The sequence below is a fragment of the Salinadaptatus halalkaliphilus genome, assembly GCF_006543045.1.
Classification (GTDB): domain Archaea; phylum Halobacteriota; class Halobacteria; order Halobacteriales; family Natrialbaceae; genus Salinadaptatus; species Salinadaptatus halalkaliphilus.
Map to the genome: position 1 here is coordinate 1 of NZ_RBZW01000001.1, position 4,425 is coordinate 4,425.

At 55.7% G+C, this 4,425-nt stretch carries 4 protein-coding genes and 1 pseudogene; 1 reads left to right on the plus strand and 4 read right to left on the minus strand.

The annotated features are described in order from the left end of the window. Positions 1 to 85: 85 nt before the first annotated feature. The 4 genes from D8Y22_RS00005 to D8Y22_RS00020 form a co-directional block, all read right to left on the minus strand. Complete coding sequence (locus D8Y22_RS00005; protein ID WP_246084312.1) at positions 86 to 799, minus strand: DUF418 domain-containing protein; 714 nt, start codon at positions 797 to 799, stop codon at positions 86 to 88. A 248-nt stretch (positions 800 to 1,047) separates the two neighbouring features. Then, complete coding sequence (locus tag D8Y22_RS00010) at positions 1,048 to 1,821, minus strand: 2-oxo acid dehydrogenase subunit E2 (RefSeq protein ID WP_141462517.1); 774 nt, start codon at positions 1,819 to 1,821, stop codon at positions 1,048 to 1,050. After that, complete coding sequence (locus D8Y22_RS00015; RefSeq protein ID WP_141462518.1) at positions 1,818 to 2,411, minus strand: flavodoxin domain-containing protein; 594 nt, start codon at positions 2,409 to 2,411, stop codon at positions 1,818 to 1,820. The genes D8Y22_RS00010 and D8Y22_RS00015 overlap by 4 nt, the downstream gene beginning before the upstream one ends. A gap of 337 nt (positions 2,412 to 2,748) precedes the next feature. Further along, positions 2,749 to 2,958 (minus strand): hypothetical protein, encoded by a 210-nt coding sequence (locus D8Y22_RS00020; protein WP_174811703.1) that lies wholly within the window; start codon positions 2,956 to 2,958, stop codon positions 2,749 to 2,751. 95 nt (positions 2,959 to 3,053) lie between these two features. Between D8Y22_RS00020 and D8Y22_RS00025 the strand changes: the two are divergent. After that, a pseudogene (locus D8Y22_RS00025) lies at positions 3,054 to 3,643 on the plus strand (IS6 family transposase). The last annotated feature ends 782 nt before the right edge of the window (positions 3,644 to 4,425 follow it).

The window sequence follows — 4,425 nt, forward strand, 5'->3', positions numbered from 1 at the left end:
GCTACTGCATCTTCTGAGGTCGAAAAGCCGTCTCTAACGCCGTGAAATTGTAGATCAGCAACCCCACCCCGATGCCGTCTTGCGTTCAACAAGGCAGAACGAGCGCAAGTCCGGCTCCGCCGACGCCGACCACGACGCGTTTGTAAAAACGTGTGCTTCGCTCGTTGGAGATCACGCCCCACTTGTAGAGGGCCATTCCGATGATCATCATTCCGCCGATCATCCAGAATACCTCGAAGACGAAACCGAGTGTGTGATACTCGAGGAGGACGGGAGCACGGTGTGACAGCTGTTCGAGCCAGCTGCCTTGGTAAATCTCGATTTCTCGCTCGGGTGAGAAATCTGCGCCGAACGCGGCAAGCAACTCTCCTTTGAACTCGGCCTGCCCATCCGCAGAGAGCGAGAGGTAGCCTACGCCGGCCAAGAGGTAGATGATGGACGGAATCGAGAACAGGACGGTGCCGAGTATGAACTGACGGCTGGGACGCCACCGCCACACCCAGACCACGAGGAAGCCACAGAGGGCGTAGAAGACGAGGATGTCGCCGTACCAGAGCAGATATGCATGTCCGAGTCCGATGACGAGCAGCCAAAACGTCCTGGAGAGGTGTAACTTCCGTCCGGGTTGACCTTTCCGCGCTTTCGATTCCAGGAACAGGACAATCCCAGCACCGAACAGGAACGTAAACAGAGTTATGAACTTCTGCTCGAAGAATACGTGACTGACCAACCAGGCGAGGTAGTTCGCGCCAGTGAAATCCCCGTAGAGTGCCGGGTTGAACGACGCTACAGTCGGCATCGCGAACAGCCAAATGTTGATGACTAAAATTCCGAGCAGCGCAAACCCACGGAGAGCGTCGAGAGCCACGATCCGATCGGACAGCGCTGTCGGTCTCTGGCTGTCTGTACCTCCCATCGCGTTCGGATCATCGGACGGAGTATTTGGCATAGGGATCGTTCACATTTTACTTATAAAACCGGTTCGCTCTGTTACATCCGTCCGCTCCCGCTCGTAGACGTGGCATTGTGCCTGTTCAGCGTATAACGTTACAGCTCCTCGGGCTCTTCGATCAGCTCCTTCAACCGTTGAACGAACCGAGTTGCCTGTGCGCCATCGACGATGTCGTGGTCGAACGTCGCCGTGAGCGACAGGTATTCGCGGGGTTCGATCTCGCCGTCGACGATCCCCGGTTTTTGTCCGATCCCGCCAACCGTGAGTTGAAGCGTGTAGTTCGTCGGCGTGATACCCCACCCACCACCAGTACCAAACATCCCGACTGAACTCACCGCGACAGTGCCTGCGATACGTTTCCAGCGGCGTGGAAACCACTGCGGGAGGCGAAAAAACAGCCGACGCACGGGCCCGGGGATACGAAAGGCTAGGGAGGCTAACCCTGGCTGCTGTCGTTTGTTTGGATCCGTCTGGACTGCCCGAATCTCGTCGTGAATCGGCTGCAGTGACCGCCGATTCGCCGCTCTGATGACGTGTGGAACGCCGATTCGGTTGCCATCGATTTCTACCTCGATGATGACCATCACGTCTACATCATCGAACTGGATGAGCCGTCCTCGCCAGTCACGGTATGTGTTGACGTTCGGATGATCTTCGATGGTTCGGGCCAGACAAAACACGAGAAATGCGGTGAACGAGAGTCCCTTTCCCGTTCTCTCTTTCTGGTCGTGAATACGCTGCCTGATCTCAGTTACGTCGAACTCGACGAGTCCGTGAATGACGCTTCGCCGGCCAGCCATGCGCATCGCGTCAACGGTTCCTCGCCGCTGTATCGGGAACGCTTCGATCGTGTCACGTTGCTCGCTCATTCGAGTCCTGCTTGGTCGTCAGCAGTAGGGGGTGTGATACCGAGTTGCCCTTCGGCGAATGCAGCGATGTCGGCGGCGAACGCATCGACTTCGTCCCAATCCGTGATTTCGATGTCTCCGGACGGATCCGCCTCGGGCATCTTAGTCACTTTCCGCTTGGCAATCTGTTTCATGATCAATCGCTTCACGAAACCGTATTTTGTATAGCGCAACGCGCCGCCGAACAGACCGATTCGATCGGGATGCCAGTCGGTGGCCTCGATGAACTCCTCAACGTAGCCAGCCGCCTGGGCCTCCCCACCCTCGTCGGCGGACGATAGCGATACCTGGAAGAAGGCGGTTGGTTTCGTCGCTAGCGAGTCGCGGTTAGTTGTGACGAACTCGCGGACAGCCCGCTGGTGCTTGCCGGCGTGAATGGACGCGCCGACGAGGATCGCGTCGAAGTCGTCGATGGCGAAATCCGGGGATACCTCGTTCGCATCCACTGTCGTGGCTCCGTGCCCGCGGTCGATGAGCACGTCACCGATTCGCGTTGCAATTTTCTCCGTCTGTCCCTCACCAGTTCCATAGAGCACGAGGAATGTTGCCATGGAGGATCTCAGGTTACTAGTCTCGCAACGATAATAAAGGAATGGCAGATCTCGAGATCCATATCTCTCGGTACTTCCCTCCGCCGTCTACCAGGAGTCCTGGGAGGTGAAACGGTTCAGGTATCTTCGTGTCCGGTCACATGATGACTCGCGGTAAACGGCTACGCATCTGGTTCGTCAGTCGCCTGTACTCCGGCGGCCGGTTGCGGTGGTTTCTTTCCGCCAAACGCCAGCAGGTAGTTGTTGGCCAGCGCCGCCGCGATGACGAGCGGAAGCATCGTGAACACAAATCACCACACCGAGACGGTGAGATCGCCCTGTAGGACCAGCACAACGGTTATTTCTGTGATCGTCGGGGTGACAGCGCACTGAGCAGGAAAACGATGTCACCGACGACGTATCCCGACGGATGTCGCTGCCAGAGCCAGTAGCCGGCGATCACTAGTGCCGGAACCACGACAGCGAGATCGATGGCGTAGCCGACCGTCGCCTGTTCACCGAGCTCGACAACGATCGTCGGTGGCGTCCCTTCTATCAATGGTGGCACCAGATCCCCTAGCGCTGTTCAGATTAGGGTTTGAAGGAGAGAGGCGGTGGAATTCGCGGTGTCCATCTCCGAACTCAGCCCCCTCACTACCTAACATCGATATTCAGTTAGAATTTGTGGAGCGCGAGCAGACACTGCGCGAGTTGATGCGGCTCAGTATCTCAGCGGACTCTCGCTTTCGGATACTGTTCGTGTACTGTAGAGGTTCGGTGTCGATCGTGCTCGTCGACCGTTCACAGCTGGGTACAAAAAGCAGAGTTACAGCCCGAGGAGGGCAAGTCACCGGGTCACGTTGCGGTTGACGAGACTGTGATCCAACTCACAGACGACCGGCACTGGCTGTTTGCGGCGGTTAATCCCGTAACAACCGAATTTCTCCATGCTCGGCTGTTTCCGACGAGAAATACGGCCTCGTCGATGTCGAGTTTCTCGCTCAGTTCGTCGAGGAAGATTCCAGTGACACCCGTGTTCTCGTCGATTCTGCCGACTGGCTGAAAGCCCCACTCCACCGTCGTGGCTACGAGTTTCGGTATGAACGTCACGGCCAACCTAACAGCGTCAAACGTGTCTTCAAGAAAGTAAAACAACAAATGTACTAGTTTGAAATCACTTCAAAAATGCCGATCTAGAAACCGCTGAAAATTGGTTGCAAAGCTTCGTGTACTGCTGGAATAGGCAAATCTGAACAATGCCGGTAAAGGAGTCAGATGTCTCTTGGCGCTCATCCGTGCCGAGGACACCTATCGTACGTATCCCGTCGACACTGTAGTTTCCGTCAAGCTGCAAGCGTTGCTGCCGTCGTGACCGGTTTACGACGATAAAAAAAACCACGGAGGACAACAAACAGTGGCTACCACGTTCCGATAGCGTCGTCAGAACGCAATCCGATTCCGTATGGAAAAACGCCCCAGCGATAGTGATAACCATGACAGGGCCGACGAGATTTCGGAACTCGCTGCGAACGAGCGCCCAGATACCCAGCAGGACGAACAACAACGGAGCCCACTCCTAGAGCACCCAGATCGCGAGAACGCCGGTCGTGGCGAGCAACAGCAAAACACCGATGAGAATGACGGTGTCGAAGTTGTGAAGCGTTCCCAACGATCTTGCATCGTTAATGAATTTTCAAAAGCAGCCCAATAAAACGGTGGTACGTCGTTTCACGGGTAAATCACCTCACAAGTTCCACGTCGAGTCTCCGCAGGTACCAAAGTAAACAGCGGTAGATACAGGGCGTGGGTGCGCAGCAAAATCGCTTCGTTTGTTCTAACGAACTGCGCTGAACCAACCACTCAGTAGACCTGCGTACTGGCTGATAGTGTTGGTTTGGTCCCAAAGCCAGTCAGCAAGTCTGAAATGACTTTGTATCCTTATAGCCTGTTGCATCTTCAATATCAGTTCGCAGGACGTGGCTGGGTAGCCTCGATCCAAGCGACTGAGGACAAGATGTGCCAGATTGACGTTCAT